Below are 19,335 nucleotides of genomic sequence, written 5' to 3'. Positions count from 1 at the left end.
CCCCCGCCAGCCGGGGGTTTTTTATCTTTGATGGTGAGCCATGGCATCGATTAACGAAACAATCAATCAACTACGCACCTCATTGCGCCATCACGAATATCAGTATCACGTACTCGATGCGCCGGAGATCCCGGATGCGGAATACGATCGCCTGATGCGTGAGCTGCGTGAGCTGGAAGAGGCCCATCCTGAACTGATCACCGCCGATTCACCGACGCAGCGCGTCGGGGCCGCTCCCTTGGCGGCGTTTGATCAGGTGCGCCATGAAGTGCCGATGCTGTCGTTGGACAACGTCTTTGATGAAGAGAGCTATCTGGCGTTTTACAAGCGCGTGCAGGATCGCCTGAAAAGCAGCGAGCCGCTGACCTTCTGCTGTGAGCTGAAGCTAGACGGGCTGGCCGTCAGCCTGCTGTATGAAGATGGCGAGCTGGTGCGAGCCTCCACGCGTGGTGATGGCACCACCGGGGAAAATATCACCTCTAATGTGCGCACTATCCGTGCCATCCCGCTGCGCCTGACCGGTGAAAATATTCCGCGCCGGGTGGAAGTGCGTGGCGAAGTCTTTATGCCGCATGCCGGCTTTGAGCAGATGAACGAAGAGGCGCGCCGCAAAGACGGCAAAATCTTCGCCAACCCGCGTAACGCGGCGGCGGGCTCGCTGCGTCAGCTTGATCCGCGTATCACGGCCAAGCGCCCGCTGACCTTCTTCTGCTACGGTGTTGGCCTGCTGGAAGGGGGCGAATTGCCACGCAGCCATTGGCAACGCCTGATGCAGTTCAAAGCCTGGGGCTTGCCGGTGAGCGATCGCGTTAAGCTCTGCACCGGTAGCGATGAGGTGCTGGCGTTTTACCGCCAGGTCGAGCAGGACCGCATCAATCTTGGCTTTGATATCGACGGCGTGGTGGTGAAGATCGACGATATCGATCTGCAAGAATCTCTGGGCTTTGTTGCTCGCGCACCGCGTTGGGCTACGGCGTTCAAATTCCCGGCACAAGAGCAGATCACCGTGGTGCGGGAAGTGGAGTTCCAGGTCGGGCGTACCGGTGCGATTACGCCGGTCGCACGTCTTGAGCCAGTATTGGTGGCCGGGGTGATCGTCAGTAATGCCACGCTGCATAATGCCGATGAAATCGAACGCCTTGGCCTGCGCATAGGCGACACGGTGATCGTGCGCCGTGCCGGGGATGTGATCCCCAAAGTGGTCGGGGTGATCGAAGATCGCCGCCCGCAGGACGCGCGTGAAGTGGTATTCCCACTGCATTGCCCGGTTTGTGGTTCCGATGTGGAGCGGGTGGAAGGCGAAGCCATTGCGCGCTGTACCGGCGGGCTGATCTGCGGTGCCCAGCGTAAAGAGGCGCTGAAGCACTTCGTTTCCCGCCGGGCGATGGACGTTGACGGCATGGGCGATAAAATCATCGAACAACTGGTCGATAAAGAATATGTCAAAACGCCAGCTGACCTGTTCCGTCTATCCGCCGGTATTCTTACCGGGCTGGATCGCATGGGGCCAAAATCGGCACAGAATCTGGTCAATGCTTTGACCACCGCCAAACAGACCACCTTTGCGCGCTTCCTGTATGCGTTGGGTATTCGTGAGGTAGGAGAGGCCACGGCAGCCGGACTGGCGGCGCATTTTGGCTCGTTGGAGAAGCTGCGAGAGGCCGATCTGGACGCGTTAAAACAGGTGCCGGACGTGGGCGAAGTGGTAGCCAGCCACGTGGTGAACTTCTTTGCTGAAGCACATAACCAACAGGTGATCGCCGAGCTGATCAGCCCGGAAATCGGCATTAACTGGCCTGCTCCGATCGTCGTGGTCGCCGAAGAGATCGACAGCCCGTTTGCCGGTAAAACCGTGGTACTGACCGGTTCTCTTAGCCAACTTTCCCGCGATGAAGCCAAAGATCGGCTGACCGCGCTGGGGGCCAAGGTCAGCGGCAGCGTATCCAAGAAAACCGATCTGGTGATCGCCGGTGAAGCCGCTGGCTCCAAGCTGGTCAAGGCACAGGAACTGGGGATCGAGGTGATCGACGAGGCGGAGATGATCCGCCTGCTGGGGGCCTGATGGAAAAAGAGAACCTGATCGAAATCGCCAACACCGTGATGCCCTTTGGCAAATACCAGGGCAGGGTGCTGATCGACCTGCCGGAAGAGTATCTGCTGTGGTTCGCCCGTAAGGGCGAATTCCCCAACGGCAGGCTGGGAATGCTGATGGAAATGACGTTGGCGATTAAAATTGAAGGGCTGGATCACCTGATCAAGCCCCTGAAGAAAAGCTGAGTCGATGGGCGTAACGCCATGTTGCGCCCTTCATCGTCTAGATATAAACGTCCACGGCGTTGGCGGCGGTCGGGCGGTTGACGCCATCACCGCTCATGGCCTTGGCCATCTGCTCTTCCTGCTGTTTTTCCATTTCTTGTTTCTGAATGCGCGCGATCTCAGCCTGGAGCATTTGGATCTGGCTCATGATCAGCTGTTTTTGCTGCTCGATCTGTTTGGCATCGCCATCCGAGTTTTGCAGCTCAACGAGTTTTTGCTGCAGATTCTGGATCTGCTTAAATAGCGCTGAAATACGCGAGGCCGCGCTGCTATCTTTTGGCGCCACGGGTGTATCAGTCTCGGTTTTCTTGGCCTTCCCCCCTTCAGGGGCATTGTTAACCGGTGCCGACATCAGTGCAGCCCCGCCTTTACCGGTGGCGGTGAACACCTCACGGACTCCGGCAATCGGGTTCTTGATGGGCACAATCATGGTAATGTTGGTCGACATGCGATCCTCCCAGGTAGCTTGTCAGAGGTATCGGCAAATCGCGGCAAAACTTTACCTTGGCGTCAGCTTTAGCTGTGGCCAGAGTTCGAGCCACTGTTTCTCCACCACGCGCTGTTCGAAAGCGGCCAGGTTGTTGCTCTTGGGGTTGAAGGTGATGCTGTGGTTGAACAGCGCCTGTAGGCCAAAAGGGGCGACGAGCTGGATGCTGCCATCGGCTTGCAATCTGGCACCCACGGCGGTTTCGATCTCCGTCCAATAGCTGATGGCGTCTTCGCTGTCGCGATAGGGCGCGCGGTGACTACGCAGGTGCATACGCGCCTGATTCTTTACCGACCAGGGTTGTGCCGACCACTCCAACAGGCGCGACTCCAGCATCTGGTCGCGCTCGGCATCGCTATGGCGCGAGTCGAAATGGATCACATCGATATCGTTGAGCGGTGTGCTGGCCGTAAAACCATGCAGCCGGTCCCACACCAGATTACGCACGAAGCCCGCACCCAGGCACCAATCGTTCAGCCCGAGCCGCCGGGCGGTGCATAAGGCCTGCATACGTTCGCTATCTTGGCGTAACCAATCAATAATTTGTTGCTGAGGTGTCATCAATAGTGCCATCAATGCTCATTTGTTTCCGCTACTGTAACCCGAAACGGGCGGCGGCGTGATGGCGAAAATGGCAAAAAAAAGCGCGGCATAAGCGCCGCGCTGAGATTGCTGATAAACCCACCTGCCCCAATTGTAGGGGCGCTGCATGCTGCGCCCGAGATCAAGCCGGTTGAGGTCAGGTCAAAGCCATGATCAGAACTGGGTGTTCAGGCTCATAAAGTAAGTCCGGCCCGGTTCGTTATAGGTTGCTGCACCCGCACCGTACATATAGGAATTGGTGACGGCGTTACCGGTCGTTTGCGCGTTACCTGCGCGGAACTGACGTTTGTCGAACAGGTTGTCGATCCCCCCGGTGATGCTAACGTTCTTGGTCACCGCATAGGTGCTGCTCAAGCCAAATACCGTATAAGGGCTTACCTCACGTTTTTCGGTGCCCGTCACTGGCTCCCCCTTGTAGTTGTACTTTTTCGGCTTCTGACGGCCGTACCAGGTCATGGTGCCTTGCAGCGACAGATCCTGCGTGGCTTGCCAACTTAGGGTAGAGTTGATGGTGAACTCAGGAATAATCGACAGGTAATCACCGGTAGTCTTATTCTCGTTCTCAATCATGTAGGTGGCGTTGTTGTTCCAGGCTACCGTTTCGCTAACCGGCACGTTCAATGTGCCTTCCAGACCCTGGACTACCGCTTTCGGCACGTTTTCCCAACGGTAGATATCAGTTTTTCCGTTGGTGGTGGTGCCCGTCGGAGCATACCCGGCTTCGATCTTGTTGCGGTAATCGTTACGGAAGTAGGTGATGCCAGCCAACCAATCGTCATGGTGGAATTCCAGACCGATCTCTTTGTTGATGCTGTTCTCCGCTTTCAGGTCGTCGTTACCGATCAGGTAGCAGGCCCCGCCGCTGGCAGCACAGCCTTGTCCACGGCTGTAAAGCACATAGTTGCCGTTGCTCTGGAACAAGGTCGGTGCTTTGTAAGCACGTGCGATACCCATTTTCAGGGTAAACAGATCGCCTAACTCCTGTGACAGGTTAAGCGACGGGCTCCAGTTATCACCGGCTTCGGAATGGTGATCGAAGCGCAGGCCCGGTGTCAGCATGGTGGAGTCTGTCAGTTCGGCGTTATTCTCGGCAAACAGCGAGAAGATTTTGGCCGAAGAATACGGGCTGCGGTTGGTGGCATCGATGCCAGGGATCAGGCCGCCTTCGGTCATCGACTGAGTGGTTGAAGACGGATCTTTCATCTTCTGTTGGTTCCACTCGGTACCCAGCGTGGCGGTTTGTGGTACCCACATATCGAACGGGATACTGACTTCGCTGTGCGCCGTGAAATCATCCAAACGGGTAGTATTGTAGCTATCGTTGGCGAAGATCCCTTCAGTGCCCCCGGCCAGCCCTTCGGCTAAGCGGGTATTGCGCGTGCGCTCAAACTGGACATAGTTGTTGGTGCTGACGCCGCTATCCCATGCGCCACGATAATTGACCGCATAGGTTTCACGATACATACGGTTGGTTTCTTTACCGTAGTTGCTCTGTACCAGCGCATTGGTGTTGGTGTTCTGGGTATCCCCGGCGTACAGGTTACCCTGGCGGCCATAGGCGTACTGGAAATCCAAGGTCTGCAGGTGGGCGAATTCCCAGCTCAGCAAGGCATCGATATTTTTGTCGATCACTCCTTCACGACCGGCAGGCAGAGTATTGGCATAGGTGCCGGTACGTTCGGACTGATGCCCCTGGTTGATATCCCAGGCGTCGGCCTGCGTTTTGCTGTAGCCACCGAACAGACGGAAGCTCAACTGATCGCTCAACGGGCCGGAAAGGCTGAAATCGGTACGCTTGGTGGCGCCTTCATCCTTATGCTGCGGTACGTTGAAATAACCGTTTAGCGAGCCATGAAGATCTTGGGTGGTTTTCTTGGTGATGATATTGACTACGCCACCTGCTGCACCGTTACCATAGCGGGCAGCCGCTGGGCCACGCAGCACTTCGATACGTTCGATCATATCTGGTGGCACCCAGGCGGTGTCGCCACGGGTATCACGCTCACCGCGCCAGCCCTGGCGTACCGAGTTACGGCTGCTGGCTGGCTTGCCATCGATCAGGATCAGGGTATTTTCTGGCCCCATACCGCGGATATCGATCTGGCGGTTGTTGCCCCGCTGGCCGCTGGTGGAGTTACCGGTCAGGTTGACCCCCGGCATGGTACGGATCAGCTCATTGATATCACGAGCGGGAGGGCGTCTTTTGATTTCTTCGGCAGTGATGGTGGAAACGCCGGGCGCTTGAAGGTTTTGTTTGGCGGCGGTGACGACGATGACATCTTCAGAGGCGGATTCTTTTTTGCTTTTCTCAGCCAGCGCGGCGCTGTCTGAGGGGGGGGCCGTTTGCTCGGCATTGACCGTAACGGAAAATGCAGACGTGCCCAATCCTAACCCGATGAGTGTGGCTAAAGAATAACGAGATAACTTCCGATTCATTTTGAGGTTCCTACCTAACAACCCTTCCTGATGCGGCGCTGTGTGACAACCGGTAACGGAACGGTTTGTTGTAGTTTTATTGTGTAGTCGAAAATAGTAACGAAACCCAGAGGCCAGGCTGACTGGCAGCAAGATCCCGCTCAATAATTCGGCATCCATCCCTGTTGAAGAATGCCCGCTCTATTTCGAGCTTGTATACACTATTGCAAATGCAAATAATTATCAATAGTATTCCTTGTGCCGTTTGGCATTTGGGAACCGGTGAGTCGCACGGCGTGCCTTGCCAACAACACAATGAGTGGGCGTTTTGAAAACTGAACAACAACCAGCAAGCAGTACGTTATTGGCGAGCAAGCATGCAGGGAGCCACGGTTGGTGGCTGGATATCGCCCGGCGTGGCACCCCCTTGGTGGAACCGCAGGATAATGGGCGATGGAAGGTGACGTTCTTGTGGCGCGACCCTCAGGGCGGTGAACTGACCTCGGCTTATCAACGTGTCTGGATCCATATCAATTGCCTTACCGATCATCATCAAGCATCGCCCCCGCAGAGCCTGCAACGGCTTGCTGGCTCGGACGTCTGGTATTGGCAAACCGAGCTGCAAGGCGACTGGCGCGGCAGCTACTGTTTTATCCCCTGCATGGAGGATCGTCCCTTCGAACCGCAGGGGGACAATTCCCACGCCAACATGCTTTCTATTCGCCACTGGTGGCATCAGGTGTTTGCCCGCGCAACTCACGATCTGCTTAATCCTTACCGCGCCTGGCCTGGAGTCGGGGGGCACACGCTTTCCGGCCTGCATATGCCACAGGCTCCCCAACAACCAGCCTGGCGGGACTTTGACAACTATGCCGTGACCAGCGGCCGCTGTACGCCTGCACCTCCTGCCAAACTGCAACGGCATACCTGGCATAGCCAGCGACTGGGAACCTCCCGCCACGTCTGGATCTACTCCACCGGTGAAAGTAACCCGGCGGCGCGGCCATTGGCTATTTTGCTGGACGGCCAATTCTGGGCCAATCAGATGCCGGTCTGGGATCCGCTGATGCAACTGACGCGTACTGGCCAACTGCCGGAGGCGGTCTATCTGCTGATCGACGTGATCGACCAGCAACACCGCGCACGGGAACTGACCTGCAACGATGAGTTTTGGTTGGCCCTACAGGAAGAGTTATTACCGCAATTGGCCGACTGGGCACCGCACAGCCGTGAGGCTGCCAACACCGTGGTAGCTGGGCAAAGCTTTGGTGGCTTGGGGTCGCTCTATGCTGGCCTGCGCTGGCCGGAATATTTTGGTGCCACCATCAGCCAGTCCGGCTCGTTCTGGTGGCCCCGCCGCGATATGTTGCAATTGCCCACCGTGCCCGAGGATGCCTGCTGGTTGATCCGCCAAGTAGAAGACGGGCAGTTGGGTGCGTGCGGCAAGCTGAAGGTGTTTTTAGAGGCCGGGGCGCATGAAAAGCTGGTCCACCGGGTGAATGACCGTATGGCGGCCCTGTTAAGTGAAACCGGGCATCAGGTGCAATATCGGCTGGTGGAGGGCGGGCACGATGCGTTGTGCTGGCGTGGTGGTTTACTCGATGGTCTGCAGGCGCATTGGTCGGAGCTGGCCAACTGCCGTGCCGAATTGAAGCCATCCGCCAACCCTTTTCATGCTTAAGGAGCAAGTAATGGAAACCTTAAACCCGTTCGATGACGAGCAGCAAATTTGCTACGTCCTGCGTAATGAAGAACTGCTTTACAGCCTGTGGCCGGATTTCAGCACCATCCCAGCCGGTTGGATCAGCGTTTTTGGCCCGGCTTCCCGGGAGCACTGTGTGCACTGGCTAGAACAGAATTGGCAGGATATGCGGCCCGCATCACTGCGTAAGGCGTGATGGAGACGCAGCAGCAAGAACCGACAACAGGAGCGAACGTCGTGTCAGAAACCTCTATTTTACCCACCGGGCAACAGGTGACCGTTGAATTGCCATTGGTGGCCGCGCAGCCCGGTATTTGGGTTGCCGATCAAATTTCACCGTACGGCAATGCCTATGCGGTCGCCCATTATATCGAACTGAACGGCCCGCTGGATAAAGACCACCTGCTACAGGCGATCTCACTGGGCCTGGCTGAAGTGGATACCTTAAGGCTGCGTTTCGTTGAGCGTGACGGTGTGCCGATGCAGTATTACGACGCCACGATGCCGTTGGCTGCGCCGGAATGGATTGATTTAAGCGACTCGGCGGATGCAGAGGCGGCGGCCCACGCACTGATGCAGATCGACCTTGGTGCCGAATTGCGAGTGAGCAGCGGCAAACCGCTGTATCGCCATATCCTGATGCGTTTGCCCGACGATCGCTGGTTCTGGTATCAGCGTTACCATCATCTGGTGGTCGATGGTTTCAGCTTTACCGCCATCGCTCGCCGTATCGCCAATATTTATACCCGCCTATATCAGCACGAGCAGCCGGAACCGACGCCGTTCACGCCTTTTAGCGATGTGGTGGCGGAATATCAGCAATACCAGCAATCTCCAGGTTATCAGCGTGATGCCGATTTTTGGTTGAACAAGGCACGGCAGTTGCCCACGCCAGCCACCCTCTGCCCACAACCGTTAGCCGGGCAAGCACCCTCGACGCGTATTCACCGCTTGGCGCAGTTCTGTGCCGCGCAGGATCTTGCGCCACTGGTCAGCCTGGGCCAACAACAGCAGCTCAGCGCAGCCGATATGGTGATGGCGCTGGTGGCCGTGTGGGTGGCTCGTCTGACAGGGCAAACCCACTACAGCGCCGGGTTTATTTTTATGCGCCGCATGGGTTCGGCTGCGCTTTGTGCCACTGGGCCGGTGATTAACGTACTGCCGGTGGAAATGCACGTCGCGCCGCAGGCAACGCTGGCCGATATCGCCGCGCAAATCAGCCGTGAACTGAAATTTGCCCGCCGCCATCAGCGCTATGATGCCGAACAGGTACAGCGCGATTTGGGGCGTATTGGCGACAGCCAGCCGCTGTATGGCACCGTCTTCAACTTCAAGATGTTCGATTACCAGCTCGATTTTGCCGGTATCAAAGGGATCACCCACGATCTGGCTTCTGGCCCGGTGCGTGATTTGGAAATCGCCTTGTTTATCGACGAGGCTGGCACGCTGAAGATTGAGCTGTTGGCCAATGCCGAGCGTTATCAGTTGGCCGAACTGACGGAGCACTTAAAGCGCTTGCCACTGTTGCTGCGGCAGTTTGCGAGCCAACCGACATTGCCGGTAAGCGAAGCCGATTTGCTGAGTGAAAAAGATCACGCCTTGCTGGCCAAGGTGAACGACACCGCTTATCCGATGGCAGCCCAGACCCTCAGTGGTCTGTTGGCCGAACAGGCGAATAAAACTCCGAATGCCCCGGCGCTGGCCGATGAACACTACCGGTTCAACTACCGCGAAACTCGCGAACAGGTGATCGCCCTGGCCCAACATTTGGTGGCTCAGGGTGTGCAACCGGGCGACATCGTGGCGGTGGCATTGCCGCGCTCGGTCTTCCTGTCGCTGGCGTTAATGGCAATAGTGGAAGCGGGAGCGGCCTATTTGCCACTGGATACCGGCTATCCAGATGAGCGCCTCAGCATGATGCTGGAAGACGCGGCCCCACGCCTGATTATCACCGATGCCTCCCAACAGGCGCGTTTTGTGGGGCAGGGGGAAGTGCTGTTATACGATGCGCCACTGGTAGCCTCCGCTGCTGCACCGAGCGCGATCCAAGGCCCGACGCCGCATCATCCGGCCTATATCATCTTCACATCCGGCTCAACCGGGCGGCCGAAGGGCGTGCTGGTTGGGCATCAGGCCATCGTTAACCGTTTACTGTGGATGCAGCATCAGTACCCGCTGGCGGCAGACGATGTGGTGCTGCAAAAAACTCCGTGCAGCTTTGACGTCTCGGTGTGGGAATTCTTCTGGCCACTGATGGTGGGCGCGCAGTTAGTGATGGCACCGCCGGAGGCTCACCGCGATCCTCAACAACTGCAAACGCTAATCGATCGGCATAACGTCACTACCATGCACTTTGTTCCTTCGATGCTGGCGGCCTTTGTCGGTGCTTTGGACAGCGCAACTGCCATCGCCCATTGCCAGCCACTGCGTCAGGTGTTCTGTAGCGGTGAAGCATTACCGGCAGAGCTGTGCCGCCTGTGGCAGAGCCGCACTCAGGTGCCGTTGCATAACCTCTACGGCCCTACCGAGGCGGCGGTGGACGTGACCTGGCATCCGGCCTTTGGTGACGCCCTTGCAGCGGTTACCGGAGCTAACGTCCCCATCGGATTGCCGGTGTGGAATACCGGTTTACGTATTCTCGACGCGCGCTTACGCCCAGTGCCACCGGGTGTAGCAGGCGATCTATATCTGACCGGCGTGCAACTGGCTCATGGTTATCTGGCCAGGCCGGATCTGACCGCCAGCCGCTTCGTCGCCGATCCGCAGGGCAACGGTGGCCGGATGTATCGCACCGGTGACGTCGCCCGCTGGCTGCCAGACGGCGCGGTAGAATATCTGGGGCGCAGCGACGATCAGCTGAAAATTCGCGGTCAGCGGATAGAACTCAGTGAGATCGACCACGCCCTGCTGTCACTGCCGGGCGTACGTCAGGCGGTGGCTCATGCCTTGGTATTGGAGGGCACGGTCGTTGATGCAATGGGCGGCGATGCCCGGCAACTGGTTGGCTATCTGGTCCCGCAACCTGGCGTACATCTGGATAGCGAAGCCCTACGTGCTGCGCTAGCCGATCGCTTGCCACCGCATATGGTGCCGATCGCCCTGGTTGAAATGGCCGAGTTGCCTCTCAGCGCCAACGGCAAGCTCGATCGCAAAGCCTTACCACAACCGCAAACCGGTGCTGGAAAGGCCGGACGCGAGCCGGAACCCGGGTTGGAAAGCGAGATTGCCGCAGTCTTTGCCCGTTTGCTCCAGCGCGAGCAGGTATTTGCCGATGATGATTTCTTTGCCCTGGGCGGGCATTCATTGCTGGCGATGCGCCTGGCCGCCGAGTTGCGGCGCGATCTGGGTAAAGCGGTATCGGTCGGCCAGGTGATGGTCGCTTCGAAAGTGGAGCAACTGGCTCAGCTATTGGCGGAAGAACGCACGCAGGAAGAGGCCGACCAATGCGGTTTCGACAGCGTGTTGCCGCTGCGCGTTACCGAAGGCCCAACGCTGTTCTGTCTGCACCCGGCTTCCGGTTTCTCCTGGCAATTCAGCGTTCTGCCGCGTTATATCGATCAGCATTGGTCGCTGGTGGGCATTCAGTCTCCACGCCCGGATGGCCCATTGGCGTTGGGTGAGGATATGGATCAAGTCTGCGATGCGCATCTGGCCACGGTATTACAGGTACAGCCACACGGCCCGTATCACTTTATCGGTTATTCCCTGGGGGGAACGTTGGCGCAAGGTATCGCAGCGCGTTTGCAGGCGCGTGGGGAGGAGGTGGCTTTCCTTGGCTTGCTGGATACCTATCCGCCGGAAACCCAGAACTGGGACGTGATGCTGGACGACAACGTACTCAAAGAGGTGCAGCGCGAGCGTGAGCAGTTCCTGGCGGTATCAGAAGATACGCTCGATCCGGCGCTGGGCGAGGCGCGTGTCGCGATGTTTGACAATATCGAAGCCAACTACGCGGATTCGGTCAGGCTGTTGTCACACACCCATACGGCGCATTTCCAAGGGCAAGCGACGCTGTTTGTGGCCAAGCGCACCTTGCAAGCAGGCATGGATGTGCAGCAGACCTGGGCGGAATATGTCGATGCGTTGCAGGTGTTTGAGCTGGATTGTGCGCATGTGGATATCGTTTCACCGGCTTCGTTCAAGGTGTTGGGACCCTTGTTAAACCGGGTGTTGCGGGCACTGTAGCCGTCATGCCATGTGCAAACTGCAGGTTAAAAACGACAGTGAGCCGTTCTCGCTGAAAAAACATTTCCTGGCGGAGTGTCTGCGATAGGTGGCAGGAGATCTAACGCGGCACTTGCCCTGTTGCTGTTGCCACCAAGTATGACCTGTCTTATCATCCCAACCGGGCAATAGCCATATTGCCCGCCAATGGAGGCGATCCGCGTGCGCACGGGCAGCGGTGACGGACATTATCCAGTCAGGAAGGAATAAAATTTGAAACAGCTACAGAAAACCCGTGGATACCGGCAGCCACTGCTTGCCTGTCTGATCATCAGCAATGTCCTGCTGATGGCTGGCTGCGCGAATGAACGCCCGGTCACCTCATCTGTCACACCAACTGCGGAACCTACGCCTGTTGTCGTTGAGACTCCGCCATCCCCGCAAGAACCGACGCCTATAAGCAGGTGTCAGAGCGATCTTGCCGCGTTGCAAACCGTTAGTCCTCGGACCTATGCAGTCAGGAAAGCCAATTTTGACAGTCTGCTGGCCAACGCCTCGTTTTACAGCGGGGTACGTGGTGATGTGAACGCATTGACCAAAAATACGGTAGACGCACTGTATAAATATAAAACCAATCAGCTGTGTACTCAGATCGGGCAAGACTTGCTTAACGGACTGATCCGCAAAATGGAGAGCGTGAAATGAAGTTGGGGTTAAAGTATGGTTTGGCCTTGAGCCTGACGTTGCCGGTGGGCTGCGCATTGGGTGCAGAGCAACTCAAGGATGACAGGGCCAGCACCATCCATGCCTTGGAAGCGATCACTAGCCAAGAGAGTGAGGCTCCGGCGCTGTTGCTGTTGAGCCCTTCACAACTGAATGAGATCAGCCCTCCCGCAGAAAGGAAAGTGAGTAAACCTTCCACCAATACCAAGACCCGCGAGTCATCTTCCCTGCAAGCGCAAATCAAACAGTTAAATGCTGCCCTTGCCCAACGGGACCAAGAGTTGCAGCAACTGCGTCAGGCAGCACAGCAGGATGCGGATGCTCGCGCCGAGGTTAGCCAGTTGAAAAAGACCCTGCAGGAGAATTTGCAGGCGACGGATCAGATGCAGCAGGATATGGTGGCCGCGGCGACGGCTAAAGGTGAGAACTCCAATGAAAACGGTAGGCTACAGCAAGCGCTGGACCAAAGCCGCCAACAGAGCTCGGCGTTGCAGAAGCAGTTGGCTGCCCTGGCCAAAGCACACACCGATAATAGCGAGGAAAACAAGGCGTTGCAGGCAGAGTTGAACGACAGCCGTCAACAGGCCGAGCAAGCGAAAAAGGCGTTGGCCGAGTTATCGGCGAAAGCTGAAGCTAAACCCATCTTGCAGCTTGCGCTGGATGAAAGCCTGCACAACCAACTGACAATGCTGAAAGTAGCCAACGAACAGCAACAGGCGGAAAACAGCCGGCTGCAGCAACAGTTGGCTACGCAGCCACGAGAAGTCATAGAGCCGAAGTCAGAGCTTGAGATCCGTGATTATGCCATCGGCAGTTCCCTGGCAGAAGACATGCTGGCCTTGCTCAAACAGCGTGCGGCTCAGGGGGTTGAAGTGGACAGCCGTCTGGCGCTGGCGGGGGTGCAAGATACCTTCGCGGGCAAGCTCAAGCTGCAACCGGAGCAGATCGACAAGGCCTTGGATGCCAGCGAAAAGTTGGTGCAACGTAATGCACAGCAGCAAAAGTTGGACACCGAAAAGGCAGGCGCAAGTTACATCGAGCAGTTTGCCAAGCAAAAACAGGTGAAAAAAGAGGCTTTAGGCTACTTTTACCGGATCGATAAGACCGGAAAGGGGGCTCTTGGCGCAAACAACATGGTCAGCGTGGCGGTAAAAGAGAGCCTGATCAACGGTAAAGTCATCAAGGATATGCAGGCGGCAGGCACCTCGGTCACCCAGTTACTGAGCAGCTATCCACCGATATTCAGAACGGCGATCTCGAAGCTGCAAAATCACGGCAGTATCACGATGGTCGTACCGCCAAGCTTGGCTTACGGCGATAAAGGTCTGCCCCCTGATATCCTGCCGGGATCGACCATGGTCTATAACGTAACGGTATTGGATGTCGCGCCGGCCAAGTAAATGGAGTTCGACGGTGGCCGCCTGCGTAAAGGTTTTTCAACCTTGCACGGCCATAGTTAGTTAGACGGCTGGCGCGCTCACGGTGATGAAGTCTCAGTAGAGCCATCGGCTATCAGCCGGTGGCCTGATTTTTCATTGTGAGTTTGCTGGCTGCTATTTCCCCAATGGCACCACTAGCGGCGTATGCGAGACCGGATCGTCGATGATCACGCACTTCAGCCCGTAAACTTCCTCGATCAATTCCGGCGTAACAATGTCTTTTGGCGCGCCCTCGGCCACCACTTTGCCGTCGCGCATGGCGATCAGATGGGTGGCATAGCGGCAGGCATGGTTGAGATCGTGCAGCACCACTACCAGCGTGTAATGATTCACCCGGTTCAACTGGCGCAGCAGCTCCAGCAGATCGATTTGGTGAGTGATGTCCAGCCAGGTGGTCGGTTCATCCAGCAGAAGCAGCGGCGTTTGCTGGGCTAACACCATGGCGATCCACACCCGCTGGCGTTGGCCACCGGAAAGGGTATCGACGGGTTGATCGGCCAACTGCGCCACGCCGGTTGAGCGCATGGCCTGTTCCACTGCCTGCTGATCTTCGTCGCTCCAGCGGCTGAACAGGCTCTGATGAGGGTAGCGGCCACGGGCAACCAGATCGAACACCGTGATATCGCCTGGGGCAATCGAACTTTGCGGTAACAGGCCCAGTTGGCGTGCGACTTCCTTGGTGGGATATTCGCGGATTTGTCGGCCGTTCAGCCACACTGAACCCGCCTGCGGTTGCATCAGGCGGCTGAGGGTGCGCAGCAGCGTGGACTTACCACAGGCGTTTGGCCCGATAATGACCGTCAGTTCGCCGTGAGGAATAGACACTGAAAGATCGCGTGCGACGATTTTCTTGTCGTAGCTCAGCGTCAGGTTTTCGGCACGCAATGGTGCGGTTAACGGGGTTTCAGCATTCATTTTTTTCGTGACTCACGGATAAGTAACCAAATCAGATAGATGCCACCGATGCTGACGGTCAACACGCCGACCGGCAACTGATAAGGCATAAACAGGCGCTGCGCTGCCACATCGGCCGCCAGCAATAATAAGGCACCGGTCAGCGCGGTGAGCAGCAAGACATGCTGGTTGGCGCACAGGCGGCGGGCAATTTGCGGGGCGACCAGAGCAATAAAGGAAATCGGCCCGGCTACGGCGGTGGCGGCAGCGGTTAGTATCACGCCGACCAACAACAACAACAGCCGGGAGCGTTCAACCCCAACACCGAGTGCGCAGGCGGTGTCATCCCCCATTTCCAGCAACCGCATGCGCCTTGTCAACGTCAGCAATACCAGTAACGCCAGCAGCAGCACCGCCAGCACCGGCAGGCTTTTCGCCCAGGTGATGCCGTTGAGAGAACCGGCGTTCCACAGCCCGGCGGTCATGGACGCTTCCAATGAGGCGCTGATGATCATCCAGGTATTGGCGGCCAACAGCAGGGCACGAACGGCAATCCCGACAATAATCAGGCGGAAGGTTTCTACCCCGTTGCTCCAGGCCAACAGATAAACCACCCCGGCGGTAAGCAGGCCACCGGCCAACGCCCCAGAGGTAATGCCGATAACGCTGCTGTTAAACAGCACGATAGCGACCAGCACGCCGCTATAGGCTCCCGTATTGAAACCAATCACGTCAGGGCTGCCGAGCGGGTTACGCAATAGTGACTGGAAAATCGCACCGCTGAGGCCGAGCGCTGCCCCCAACAGTAAAGCCATGGCCACACGTGGCAAACGCCACTGGGTGACGATCACCGCAAGATTGGCCGGGCCTTCGCCGCGTAACGCGTCGATCACCTGCGCAGCGCTGAGCTGCAAGGTACCAGAACCGAGGGCATAAACCGCCAGCGCAAGGCAGGCGAATAACAACAGCAGGGCAGTTACCAAAGGACGCGCCAGCCGAAACGGCTTTTTGGCGAGGATCTGGCGGGAAACCAACAGGCTCATCTTATCCTCCCCGCCGGAACATACGGCGCTGGCGCACCAACATAATCAACATCGGCGCGCCGATCAGGGAAAGTACGATGGAGACCCGCAGTTCCCCCGCGACCAGAAAGCGCCCCAGTAAATCAGCGCTCAGTAGCAGGATTGGCGTTAAAACCAGCGTCCAGGGCAGCATCCAGTTGAGTTCTGACCCCGCCAGCCGCCGGGCAATGTGGGGCATCATCAGCCCGACAAAGGCAATAGGACCAACGGCGGCGGTAGCTCCGCCACACAGTAGCGTAATAGCCAACAGGCCAAGCAGTTGAGTGCGGATAATCCCGATGCCGAGTGCCGCTGCAAGCTCACTCCCCATGCTCAAGCTGTTCAACGCCTTGCTAAGCCACAGGGTGATCAACGTGCCCAGCAGGATTGGCAATGCGACGCTGCGCACTACCGCCATATTCTGAATGTCCAGTGTACCAGCCTGCCAAAAACGCAGCTGATCGAACACCAAAGGATTGAGCAGAGCGATGCCGGTGGTCATCCCTTCCAGCACGGCGGCCAGCGCCACTCCGGCTAGCGTCAGGCGTACAGGATTAACGCGGCTGCCGCCCATTGCGCCTACCAGCGCCACCAACAACGAGGCAAACAGCGCACCGGCAAAGGCGAACCACAGATATTGGCTGACGTTGGTCGCATCAAAGAAGGTAATGCCCAACACCACGGCGAAACCTGCCCCGGAGTTAACCCCCAAGATACCAGGGTCTGCCAGCGGGTTGCGGGTGAGGGTTTGCATCAGCGCGCCAGCCAGCCCGAGCGCGATGCCAGCTAATACGCCGATCAGGGTGCGTGGCAGGCGTGCTTCGGTAATGATGACGCAGTCTGCGCCGCTGCATTGGCCGCTCAGCGCGGCGACGACGTTACTGAAAGGAATGGATTTAGCCCCCAGCGATAGGCTGAGCATCATCACCAGCAGCAGCACGGCAAAGGCGCACAGCAGGCCAAACAGGCGCTGCCAGAAGGAGCGGGATAACCCCAGAAACAGAATGCCTCTGCGGTCAGGAAGCGGAGAAGAGCAATTAGGTGTAAGCCGGAACATGACAGCCCATTGTTAACTGAATATCAATGATATCTATTATCATTATTGATTGTATTTATCTATGGTAGCATGGCAGCCTAACCAGCACTAGCGCTGAGCCTCTCGAATATCGTGTCGTTGTTTGTGGAAGATCAAGGATATAAGTTGTGGTGATAACAAAATGAATAAACCCTCTATTTTGCTCGATTTTAGCCTGCTTAGGACCAACCCCGCTTTTCGTGCCGTATTCTGCGCCCGTTTTATTTCGATCCTGGCATTGGGCCTGATGGCGATCGCCATTCCGGTGCAGATCCAGGCGTTAACCGGCTCAACCCTGTTGGTCGGGTTGTCGGTGACCCTGGCGGGTAGCGGAATGTTTGCCGGTTTGCTGATGGGCGGGGTGCTGGCCGATCGCTATGAACGCCGTCGCCTGATCCTGTTTGCGCGCTCAACCTGCGGTGTGGGTTTTCTGGGGCTGTGCCTCAATGCTGCGCTGCCTGCACCTTCATTGACAGCCATTTATCTTCTCGCGGTGTGGGACGGATTTTTTGGTGCGGTAGGCGTGACGGCGTTGCTGGCGGCGACACCGGCCATCGTTGGCCGTGAGAATATCGTGCAGGCCGGGGCCATCAGCATGCTGACCGTGCGCTTTGGGTCGATCCTGTCTCCCGCTATCGGTGGGCTAGTGATCGCCGGGGCCGGTATCAGTTGGAACTATGCGCTGGCGGCCTTGGGGACGTTGATCACTTTGATCCCACTATTAAAATTGCCTCAGTTACCACCTCCGCCGCAGCCCCGTGAACACCCGCTGCGGGCACTGATCGGCGGCTTCACCTTCCTGTTCCAGAACAAGGTGATTGGCATGGTAGCGCTGATTGGTGCGTTGATGACCATGGCCAGCGCGGTGCGCGTGTTATATCCGGCTATCTCGGGCATGTGGCAGGTCACCACTCAGAGTTTGGGGATCATGTATGCGGCGGTGCCATTAGGGGCGGCGATTGGTGCATTTACCAGTGGCCGGGTAGCTCAGGTGGCACGGCCTGGCTGGATGATGTTGATCACGGCGATAGCGGCTTTCGTGGCCGTGGGGTTGTTTGGCCTGATGCCTTGGTACGGCATGGCGCTGTTATGCCTGGTGGTGTTTGGCTACCTCAGCGCGCTGAACTCGTTGCTGCAATATGGCCTGATACAGAACCTGACGCCGGACGCGTTTCTGGGCCGGATTAACGGCCTGTGGACCGCGCAGAACGTAGTGGGGGATGCGCTTGGTGCTTTGCTGCTCGGCGCGATGGGGGCATTTATGCTGCCAGCGATGAGCTCTACCAGCTTCGGTTTTGGTGCGGCGCTGCTGGCCGTGGTGCTGGCGTTTACCATGCGTGGCCTGCGCAACGTGAGCATGGGCGGGCAGAGCGATAAACTCCAACCCGCCGCTGCGACTACGGAGAAATAAACAGCTTTTCCAGACGCGTCAGCAAGTTGCTGGCGCTGTAATAATCCAGGCGGAAGGTGTCGTTCCCCAATGGGTAAACCCGCTTATTCTCCACCGCTGGCAGATGAGCCAGGAAACTGTTGCTCATCAGCCGCTGTGCATCACTTTCATCGTTGGCGAATAACAGCAGCGTTTGCCCATTCAAGCCTTCTGCCAGGTTTTCACCGCCAAGTTGTACGATATCTTTACGCGCCCCTTGGCTGGTGCTGGCGTTGAGTTTTGGTGGCAAAGTGGCCAGGGTAAAGCCCAGCTGTTGCAGCAGTTGCCCTTGAGATGAATCGGCGGTCCACAAGTTGGCGTTTTTGCCATCGCTGCGAAACACCAGTGCCGTTATGGGCTGTGGAGGCAATGTCATCTGCTGTTTCAGCGTTTTCTCACGGCGATCAAACTCGCTGACGATCTTCTCCGCTTGTGCTTCATGGCCGGTCGCTACGCCGAGGATGTTGGCCAGTTCCTGCCAGCTTTTATCGTCGTAGTTCACCACCAGCACCGGAGCGATGGCCGACAGTTGATCGTACAGGCGCACCGCAGAATCGGCCCCGGTAGCGGACATCACAATCAGGTCTGGTGCCTCACCGGCGATTGCCTCGGCGTTGGGTTCACCAATATATAACCGCTTCACTCCTCGTTTGGCCGCAATCTCTCCCCACTGGTGGAAAAAGCCCTGCCGATCCGACAGCCTATTGTTTGGGCTGGTGGCTCCGCTGGCAATCACTGGGGCGTCGATCGCCAGCAGTGTCCCGGTAACCGTCACGCTGGTGGAAACGATGCGCTGTGGGGGTTGGTTAAGGGTGATAACGCCGTGCGAGGTTTCGATACTGCGCGGCCAGGCTTTAGTCTCGGCTTGGGCAACGCTCAACGCCAGCAGGCCAAACAGCGCCAGGCTGAGCCGCAGGGGAATTGACATCGGTGAGATCCTTTTAATCCGAATGATTATCATTCATTGGTCAGAAACCACCAAGTTTAACCGTTAATGTGGGTTAGCAGAAGAGGTTACGTTTATTGA

15 protein-coding genes are annotated in these 19,335 nt (G+C 57.4%); 8 read left to right on the top strand and 7 right to left on the bottom strand.

The features are described from left to right. Nucleotides 1–40: 40 nt before the first annotated feature. Both ligA and WN53_RS26540 read left to right on the top strand, forming a co-directional pair. The gene (gene ligA, locus WN53_RS26545; protein ID WP_024485233.1) at nucleotides 41–2,062 is read left to right on the top strand and encodes an NAD-dependent DNA ligase LigA; all 2,022 of its coding nucleotides are present in this window, start codon (nucleotides 41–43) and stop codon (nucleotides 2,060–2,062) included. After that, a complete protein-coding gene (locus WN53_RS26540) occupies nucleotides 2,062–2,277 on the top strand; it encodes a DUF3820 family protein (RefSeq protein ID WP_021178683.1) in 216 nt (71 codons plus the stop codon). The genes ligA and WN53_RS26540 overlap by 1 nt, the downstream gene beginning before the upstream one ends. A gap of 37 nt (nucleotides 2,278–2,314) precedes the next feature. On the opposite strand, the gene WN53_RS26535 is transcribed toward WN53_RS26540, so the two are convergent. From WN53_RS26535 to WN53_RS26525, 3 genes are all read right to left on the bottom strand, one after another. Next, entirely contained in the window at nucleotides 2,315–2,764 is a 450-nt protein-coding gene (locus tag WN53_RS26535) for a FlxA-like family protein (protein ID WP_024485232.1), read from the bottom strand. A gap of 51 nt (nucleotides 2,765–2,815) precedes the next feature. Beyond that, nucleotides 2,816–3,364, bottom strand: a complete 549-nt coding sequence (locus WN53_RS26530) for a nucleotidyltransferase family protein (protein ID WP_037412578.1) — start codon at nucleotides 3,362–3,364, stop codon at nucleotides 2,816–2,818. A 195-nt stretch (nucleotides 3,365–3,559) separates the two neighbouring features. Beyond that, entirely contained in the window at nucleotides 3,560–5,842 is a 2,283-nt protein-coding gene (locus WN53_RS26525) for a TonB-dependent siderophore receptor (protein ID WP_046808394.1), read from the bottom strand. A gap of 307 nt (nucleotides 5,843–6,149) precedes the next feature. On the opposite strand from WN53_RS26525, the gene fes reads away from it, so the two are divergent. From fes to WN53_RS26975, 5 genes are all read left to right on the top strand, one after another. Then, nucleotides 6,150–7,502: an enterochelin esterase gene (gene fes / locus WN53_RS26520; RefSeq protein ID WP_071784975.1), complete on the top strand. Its 1,353-nt coding sequence runs from the start codon at nucleotides 6,150–6,152 to the stop codon at nucleotides 7,500–7,502. A 10-nt stretch (nucleotides 7,503–7,512) separates the two neighbouring features. Continuing rightward, complete coding sequence (locus WN53_RS26515; RefSeq protein ID WP_024485229.1) at nucleotides 7,513–7,719, top strand: MbtH family protein; 207 nt, start codon at nucleotides 7,513–7,515, stop codon at nucleotides 7,717–7,719. A gap of 41 nt (nucleotides 7,720–7,760) precedes the next feature. Continuing rightward, nucleotides 7,761–11,708, top strand: a complete 3,948-nt coding sequence (locus tag WN53_RS26510; protein WP_024485228.1) for an enterobactin synthase subunit F — start codon at nucleotides 7,761–7,763, stop codon at nucleotides 11,706–11,708. Between the two features lie 252 nt (nucleotides 11,709–11,960). Beyond that, nucleotides 11,961–12,392 (top strand): hypothetical protein, encoded by a 432-nt coding sequence (locus tag WN53_RS26505; protein WP_024485227.1) that lies wholly within the window; start codon nucleotides 11,961–11,963, stop codon nucleotides 12,390–12,392. Then, nucleotides 12,389–13,810, top strand: a complete 1,422-nt coding sequence (locus tag WN53_RS26975; protein ID WP_024485226.1) for an FKBP-type peptidyl-prolyl cis-trans isomerase N-terminal domain-containing protein — start codon at nucleotides 12,389–12,391, stop codon at nucleotides 13,808–13,810. Before WN53_RS26505 ends, WN53_RS26975 begins: the two co-directional genes overlap by 4 nt. Nucleotides 13,811–13,963: 153 nt before the next feature. Here the strand turns inward: WN53_RS26975 and WN53_RS26495 are convergent, their stop codons facing one another. The 3 genes from WN53_RS26495 to fepD are packed head-to-tail and all read right to left on the bottom strand — an operon-like array spanning nucleotide 13,964 to nucleotide 16,861. After that, complete coding sequence (locus tag WN53_RS26495) at nucleotides 13,964–14,764, bottom strand: ATP-binding cassette domain-containing protein (RefSeq protein WP_024485225.1); 801 nt, start codon at nucleotides 14,762–14,764, stop codon at nucleotides 13,964–13,966. Then, nucleotides 14,761–15,786: an iron-enterobactin ABC transporter permease gene (fepG, locus tag WN53_RS26490; RefSeq protein ID WP_024485224.1), complete on the bottom strand. Its 1,026-nt coding sequence runs from the start codon at nucleotides 15,784–15,786 to the stop codon at nucleotides 14,761–14,763. Before fepG ends, WN53_RS26495 begins: the two co-directional genes overlap by 4 nt. 1 nt (nucleotide 15,787) lies before the next feature. Beyond that, on the bottom strand, nucleotides 15,788–16,861 hold the full coding sequence (fepD, locus tag WN53_RS26485) for a Fe(3+)-siderophore ABC transporter permease (RefSeq protein WP_024485223.1): 1,074 nt from the start codon (nucleotides 16,859–16,861) through the stop codon (nucleotides 15,788–15,790). A gap of 160 nt (nucleotides 16,862–17,021) precedes the next feature. On the opposite strand from fepD, the gene entS reads away from it, so the two are divergent. Next, nucleotides 17,022–18,290: an enterobactin transporter EntS gene (entS, locus tag WN53_RS26480; RefSeq protein ID WP_024485222.1), complete on the top strand. Its 1,269-nt coding sequence runs from the start codon at nucleotides 17,022–17,024 to the stop codon at nucleotides 18,288–18,290. Here the strand turns inward: entS and fepB are convergent. Beyond that, a complete protein-coding gene (gene fepB, locus WN53_RS26475; protein ID WP_024485221.1) occupies nucleotides 18,277–19,236 on the bottom strand; it encodes a Fe2+-enterobactin ABC transporter substrate-binding protein in 960 nt (319 codons plus the stop codon). The genes entS and fepB overlap by 14 nt on opposite strands. Between the last annotated feature and the right edge of the window lie 99 nt (nucleotides 19,237–19,335).

It is taken from the genome of Serratia fonticola, from assembly GCF_001006005.1.
GTDB classification, from domain to species: Bacteria; Pseudomonadota; Gammaproteobacteria; order Enterobacterales; family Enterobacteriaceae; genus Chania; species Chania fonticola.
The sequence above is the reverse complement of the archived record's forward strand: the minus strand, read 5'-3'. Positions and strand labels throughout refer to the sequence as shown.

Bases quoted from the DNA above. Each gene is read 5' to 3' on its own strand.
- ligA (WP_024485233.1), top strand. From the start codon at position 41: ATGGCATCGATTAACGAAACAATCAATCAACTACGCACCTCATTGCGC.
- WN53_RS26540 (WP_021178683.1), top strand. From the start codon at position 2,062: ATGGAAAAAGAGAACCTGATCGAAATCGCCAACACCGTGATGCCCTTT.
- WN53_RS26535 (WP_024485232.1), bottom strand. From the start codon at position 2,764: ATGTCGACCAACATTACCATGATTGTGCCCATCAAGAACCCGATTGCC.
- WN53_RS26530 (WP_037412578.1), bottom strand. From the start codon at position 3,364: ATGACACCTCAGCAACAAATTATTGATTGGTTACGCCAAGATAGCGAA.
- WN53_RS26525 (WP_046808394.1), bottom strand. From the start codon at position 5,842: ATGAATCGGAAGTTATCTCGTTATTCTTTAGCCACACTCATCGGGTTA.
- WN53_RS26515 (WP_024485229.1), top strand. From the start codon at position 7,513: ATGGAAACCTTAAACCCGTTCGATGACGAGCAGCAAATTTGCTACGTC.
- WN53_RS26975 (WP_024485226.1), top strand. From the start codon at position 12,389: ATGAAGTTGGGGTTAAAGTATGGTTTGGCCTTGAGCCTGACGTTGCCG.
- WN53_RS26495 (WP_024485225.1), bottom strand. From the start codon at position 14,764: ATGAATGCTGAAACCCCGTTAACCGCACCATTGCGTGCCGAAAACCTG.
- fepG (WP_024485224.1), bottom strand. From the start codon at position 15,786: ATGAGCCTGTTGGTTTCCCGCCAGATCCTCGCCAAAAAGCCGTTTCGG.
- fepD (WP_024485223.1), bottom strand. From the start codon at position 16,861: ATGTTCCGGCTTACACCTAATTGCTCTTCTCCGCTTCCTGACCGCAGA.
- entS (WP_024485222.1), top strand. From the start codon at position 17,022: ATGAATAAACCCTCTATTTTGCTCGATTTTAGCCTGCTTAGGACCAAC.
- fepB (WP_024485221.1), bottom strand. From the start codon at position 19,236: ATGTCAATTCCCCTGCGGCTCAGCCTGGCGCTGTTTGGCCTGCTGGCG.